The organism is Streptomyces sp. MnatMP-M17, assembly GCF_900091995.1.
Lineage (GTDB): Bacteria > Actinomycetota > Actinomycetes > Streptomycetales > Streptomycetaceae > Streptomyces.
The window spans coordinates 1-5,836 of record NZ_FMDK01000201.1; the positions used below are offsets into that span (position 1 = coordinate 1).

Sequence of the window (5,836 nt, forward strand, 5' to 3'; positions counted from 1 at the left end):
GAGTCGAAGATCGTGGAGACGCTGATCGAAGAGGCGATGAAGATCGCCGAGCAGATGGAGGATGCTGGGGTGCCCTCGGGGGCTCCCGCCGTCACTGTGAGCTGAACCAATCCGAGAGGGGGCCCGAGATGTCCGTCCTGGACAGTATCCGGGGGCCGCGTGATCTCAAGGCGTTGACGACAAGCGAACTCGACGAACTCGCCCAGGACATCAGGGAATTCCTGGTCGAGGCGGTGGCCAGAACCGGTGGTCATCTCGGGCCCAATCTCGGGGTGGTGGAGCTGACCATCGCCCTGCACCGGGCCTTCGACTCACCCGTCGACCGTATTCTGTGGGACACCGGACACCAGAGTTATGTCCATAAACTCCTCACCGGCAGAAAGGATTTCTCCAAACTGCGGGGAAAAGGCGGCCTTTCCGGCTATCCCTCCCGTGAGGAGTCCGAGCACGACGTCATCGAGAATTCCCATGCCTCGACCGTGCTCGGCTGGGCCGACGGACTGGCCAAGGCCCGTGATGTACTGGGCCGGGACGAACATGTCGTCGCGGTCATCGGCGACGGCGCTCTCACCGGTGGAATGGCTTGGGAGGCGCTCAACAATATCGCCGCGGCCAAGGGCCGTCCGCTGATTATCGTGGTCAACGACAACGAACGCTCCTACGGCCCGACCATCGGCGGTCTCGCCAACCATCTCGCCACGCTCCGCACCACCGACGGCTATGAGAAGTTTCTGGCCTGGGGCAAGGAGGTGCTCCAGAACACGCCCGTCGTGGGCCGGCCGCTCTACGACTCGCTGCACGGCGCGAAGAAGGGATTCAAGGACGCCTTCGCACCGCAGGGCATGTTCGAGGATCTCGGGCTGAAGTACGTCGGACCGATAGACGGACATGACATCGCCGCCGTGGAGTCGGCCCTCACCCGGGCGAAGCGCTTCCACGGGCCCGTACTGGTGCACTGTCTGACGGAGAAGGGCCGCGGCTATCCGCCCGCGATGGAGGACGAGGCCGACCGCTTCCACACGGTCGGCGCGATGGATCCGCGCACCTGCGAGCCGCTCGTACCGTCCGGCGGACCGTCCTGGACCTCGGTGTTCCGCGACGAGATCGCCGCGATCGGCGAGGAACGGCCGGATGTCGTCGCCATCACCGCGGCCATGCTCCACCCGGTCGGCCTCACGAAGTTCGCCGAACGCTTTCCAGACCGGGTCTGGGACGTGGGCATCGCCGAACAGCACGCGGCGGTCTCCGCCGCCGGGCTCGCCACCGGCGGGCTCCATCCGGTCGTCGCCGTCTACGCCACCTTCCTCAACCGCGCCTTCGACCAGTTGCTGATGGATGTCGCACTGCACCGGTGCGGAGTCACCTTCGTACTCGACCGGGCCGGCGTCACCGGAGCCGACGGACCTTCCCACAACGGGATGTGGGACATGTCCGTCCTCCAGTGCGTGCCCGGACTGCGGATTGCCGCGCCGCGCGATGCCGAGCAGCTCCGCGCACAGCTCCGCGAGGCCGTTGCCGTGGACGACGCGCCGACCGTGGTGCGCTTTCCCAAGGAGTCCGCGGGCACGACCGTCCCGGCCGTCGGACGCCTCGGCGGGATGGACGTACTGCGCAGCGCGGAGGACGAGGACACCGACGTACTGCTGGTGTCCGTGGGCGCGCTCGCGTCCGTCTGTCTGCGGACGGCGGAGCTGCTCGCCGGACGCGGCATCGGCTGCACCGTGGTCGATCCGCGCTGGGTCAAGCCCGTGGACGAGCAGCTCGCGCCGCTGGCGGAGCGGCACCGGCTCGTCGCGGTCGTCGAGGACAACAGCCGCAGTGGCGGCGTGGGTTCGGCGGTTGGCCAGGCCCTGCGGGACGCCGGCGTGGACGTACCTCTGCGGACCTACGGCATCCCCGAACAGTTCCTGGCCCATGCCAAACGGAGTGAGGTGCTCGCCGATATCGGCCTGACACCGGTGGAGATCGCGGGACGGATCAGCGTCGCACTCGCCCCCGCACTGCCGCGACAGGGCGTGGGAGCCGCGCGGGAGGGCGCGGGATCCGTCCGAGTGCGCAAGGAGAACAAGGAATGACCGAGCCCAAGGGCTTCGACCTGCCGCGGCTGCTCGCCGAGCGCGGCGCCGAGCGCTATGAGCTGCACACCAAGCACCTCAACCACCAGCTCCCGCGCATGCTGCACACGATCGGTTTCGACCGGGTGTACGAGCGGGCCGAGGGAGCCTACTTCTGGGACGCGGACGGCAACGACTATCTGGACATGCTCGCGGGCTTCGGAGTGATGGGGCTCGGCCGGCACCATCCCGTCGTACGCAAGGCGCTGCACGATGTGCTCGACGCCTCGCTCGCCGATCTCACCCGGTTCGACTGCCAGCCGCTGCCCGGACTGCTCGCCGAGAAGCTGCTCGCCCACAGTCCGCATCTGGACCGGGTGTTCTTCGGCAACAGCGGTACGGAAGCGGTCGAGACGGCCCTGAAGTTCGCCCGGTACGCGACCGGCAAGCCCAGGATCCTCTACTGCTCGCACGCCTTCCACGGACTGACCACCGGTTCGCTGTCGGTCAACGGCGAGGACGGTTTCCGCGACGGATTCGCGCCGCTGCTGCCCGACACCGCGATCGCGCTCGGCGATCTCGACGCGCTGGAGAGGGAGTTGAGGCGCGGCGATGTGGCCGGCTTTGTGGTCGAGCCGATCCAGGGCAAGGGCGTGCACGCGTCACCGCCCGGATTTCTGCGCGCCGCACAGGAGTTGCTGCGCCGGCACAAGGCACTGCTCATCGCCGACGAGGTGCAGACCGGACTCGGCAGGACCGGCGACTTCTACGCGTACCAGCACGAGGAGGGCGTCGAGCCGGATCTCGTCTGTGTGGCGAAGGCGCTCTCCGGCGGCTATGTGCCCGTCGGCGCCACGCTCGGCAAGGACTGGATCTTCAAGAAGGTCTACTCCTCGATGGACCGTGTGCTGGTCCACTCGGCGAGCTTCGGCTCCAACGCCCAGGCCATGGCGGCCGGTCTGGCCGTGCTGTCGGTGATGGAAGACGAAGGGATCGTCGCCAACGCGCGGGCGACCGGAGATCTGCTCAGATCACGGCTGGCCGCGCTGGTCGACCGCTATGAGCTGCTGTACGAGGTGCGGGGCCGGGGCCTGATGATCGGCATCGAGTTCGGCAGGCCCAACTCCATCAAGCTGCGCGGTCGGTGGACGATGCTCCAGGCGGCCCGCAAGGGACTGTTCGCGCAGATGGTGGTCGTACCGCTGCTCCAGAAGCACCGCATTCTCACCCAGGTCTCCGGCGACCATCTGGAAGTGATCAAGCTGATTCCGCCACTGACCATCGGTGAGCGGGAGGTCGAGCGGTTTGTGGAGGCCTTCACGGCGGTCATGGACGATGCCCATGGCGGCGGCGGACTGATGTGGGACTTCGGCAGAACGCTGGTGAAGCAGGCCGTCGCCAATCGCTGAGTTCTCTGGGCCTCGCCCGGTCTCACCGGGCCTCGCGGGGTCCTGCGGACCTAGGCGGACTTTGCCTCTGGGGCAAGAAATTTGCCCCAGAGGTAAGTTCCTGGCGCAATGGAGGTATGAGCACACCTCCTGCCGGAGAGGCGGCCGACGAGCTGCCCGACGGCTTCCCCGATGTGGCGCCGCGCCTGCGTGAGCTGCGGCGTGGCCGTCGCCTCACGCTGGAGGCCGCGGCCCGGCGGGCCGGGCTCTCACCCGCCCATCTCTCCCGGCTGGAGACCGGACAGCGGCAGCCGTCCCTGCCGATGCTGCTCGGTCTGGCCCGCATCTACGGTACGACCATCTCCGATCTGCTCGGCGAGATACCGCCGGAGCGCGATCCCATCGTCCGGGCCGGCCGGGCGGAGCCGGTCGAGGCCGGCGGCTGGACATACCACCAGGCGGGCGGCTCGGGCCGGGCCATGCAGCCGCTGCGCGTCCGGGTGCCGTACGGAACGCAGGGCGACCTCGTCCGTGTGCACGCGGGCGAGGAGTGGCTCTATGTCCTGGAAGGCCGGCTGCGGCTGAGTCTCGGGGACGCCGTATATGTGCTCGACCCCGGCGACAGCGCGCACTTCGACTCGCTCACTCCGCACCGGATCGCGGCGGCCGGACCCGAGGGGACCGAGCTGCTCTTCGTCCACACCCTGCTCCAGAGCCCCGCGACCGAGCTGTGCCTCGGCGGCGGGGCTCATCGCGACTGAGCCGTAAGAGCTGACACGTAAACCGCTGAGTTCCGTAGCGCCGCAGAGAGGACCGTCACCATGTCGGAGTCGTTGGAGTCGTTGGAGCCCTCGGAGTCGGAGAACCGGATACAGGTCCCGGCAGGACCGGAGGACCGGCCGCCGGAGCGCACCGCCGACCACGAGACCTCGTTCCCTCGCGGGCTGGTCATCCGGCTCTTCGCCTATCTGGTGGCCGGGCATCTCTTCGCGGGCTTCCTCTATCTGCTCTTCCACATCGGAGCACAGCAGTAGCAGCGGCCGACGGACGGACCTGGGCTACATCCAGCCGCGGCGGGCCGCCTGCCACGCCAACTGCATCCGTGTCGTCGCTCCGGCGAGCGTCATCATCCCCTGGATATGCCGCTGTACGGTACGTCTGCTCAGCCCCATCTGGCTGGCTATGGCCTTGTCCGCGACGCCCGCCACCATCAGCGAGAGCAACTGCCGGTCCGTCGCCGAGAGCACATGGCCGGGCGCGGTCCCGTCCGTACCGCTGACGGTTCCCGACGCGCTGACATCCAGCGGTACGGCGTCCTCCCAGTACCGCTCGAACAGCGCGACCAGCGCCTCCAGCAGACTGCTGCCGCGCACCAGCGCCGTGGTGGGCTCCTCGGAACTGCCGGAAGGACCGCCCGGAACCAGCGGGCAGATGGCGATGGCGCGGTCGGCGACGGCCAGCCGCAGCGGCAGATGCGGCACGGCCCTGGCGATCTCACCCGCGCGCACGCCCTCCACCACATTGTCGACGGCCCCGGGATCGTCGAAGAACGCCCGCTCGTACAGGACCCGGTAGCGCACACCACGGGCGAGCGCGTCGAACTCCGCGCGATTGCTGCCCGACGGCATCGCCACATACTGCGCCTTGCAGAACCACAGCATCTCGTGGCGGGTGTTGTCCTGGATCTGGCGCAGATGCTGACGCAGCGCCTCGGCGCCGGTGATCACTTCGATGAGCTGGTCCGGGTCCTGGCGGCGTCTGGTGCGCCGATAGGTCTCCAGCAGATCGGTGACGGCGGTGCGCGCCTTGTCCAGGGCGTCGGAGTTGCGCTGGAGATGCGGCAGCAGGGCGACATCCGGGGGAGTGGCGGCGAAGCTCCGCGGCGCCCGGTCCGTCGCGCTGGCCAGGCCCTTGGCGGTGAGCGCCGCCAGAACGCGCTCCGTGTCTCCCGGAGCCAGACCGCAGTGGTCTGCGATCTCGTCCGCCGAGGCCGCGGTCACGGTCACGAGCAGTCGGTAGACGGTCTCCTCCGCCGGAGTGAGGCCCGCCGGCTCCAGCATGGTGCTTCCCTTCTCCACGGACCACCTCGACCTGCCAGGTGTCCGCGCGCCGCCGCGTCCGTACGGTCCGGGCCTCCGGACGGTGTGCCCGTGCGCCGTCGCACGGGTGTCCGCCGCCTGCCGTCGGCGTGCGGGGCGACGGGCGGGCGTACCGGAGGATCCGCGCACCGGAACTCGCCGGAATCCGGGGCCCGATGCGAGAGCGCACTATACGCCCTGGTCGAACGGCCGAGGAGGTACGGGTACGGGGTACGGGACGGCGGATACGGGTGGCGGGCGGCGGATACGGGTATGGGGCGGCGGGTGCGCGGGCTTGTCGTACGCCCGCGCACCC

General features: G+C 69.0%; 5 protein-coding genes. 4 read left to right on the top strand and 1 reads right to left on the bottom strand.

The window, feature by feature from the left end; genetic code table 11:
* The first annotated feature begins 128 nt into the window (after positions 1-128).
* The 4 genes from dxs to GA0115259_RS09930 all read left to right on the top strand — a co-directional run bounded on the left by dxs (position 129) and on the right by GA0115259_RS09930 (position 4,476).
* The gene (gene dxs / locus GA0115259_RS09915; protein ID WP_093593938.1) at positions 129-2,075 is read left to right on the top strand and encodes a 1-deoxy-D-xylulose-5-phosphate synthase; all 1,947 of its coding nucleotides are present in this window, start codon (positions 129-131) and stop codon (positions 2,073-2,075) included.
* Positions 2,072-3,463 (top strand): aspartate aminotransferase family protein, encoded by a 1,392-nt coding sequence (locus tag GA0115259_RS09920; protein WP_093593941.1) that lies wholly within the window; start codon positions 2,072-2,074, stop codon positions 3,461-3,463. Before dxs ends, GA0115259_RS09920 begins: the two co-directional genes overlap by 4 nt.
* Before the next feature lie 116 nt (positions 3,464-3,579).
* On the top strand, positions 3,580-4,203 hold the full coding sequence (locus tag GA0115259_RS09925; RefSeq protein ID WP_093593944.1) for a helix-turn-helix domain-containing protein: 624 nt from the start codon (positions 3,580-3,582) through the stop codon (positions 4,201-4,203).
* 60 nt (positions 4,204-4,263) lie between these two features.
* Positions 4,264-4,476 carry a DUF6126 family protein gene (locus GA0115259_RS09930; RefSeq protein ID WP_093593947.1) on the top strand — a complete coding sequence of 71 codons (213 nt, stop codon included), beginning with the start codon at positions 4,264-4,266 and terminating at the stop codon, positions 4,474-4,476.
* Positions 4,477-4,500: 24 nt separating this feature from the next.
* Here the strand turns inward: GA0115259_RS09930 and GA0115259_RS09935 are convergent, their stop codons facing one another.
* Positions 4,501-5,502, bottom strand: a complete 1,002-nt coding sequence (locus GA0115259_RS09935; RefSeq protein ID WP_093593952.1) for a helix-turn-helix transcriptional regulator — start codon at positions 5,500-5,502, stop codon at positions 4,501-4,503.
* Between the last annotated feature and the right edge of the window lie 334 nt (positions 5,503-5,836).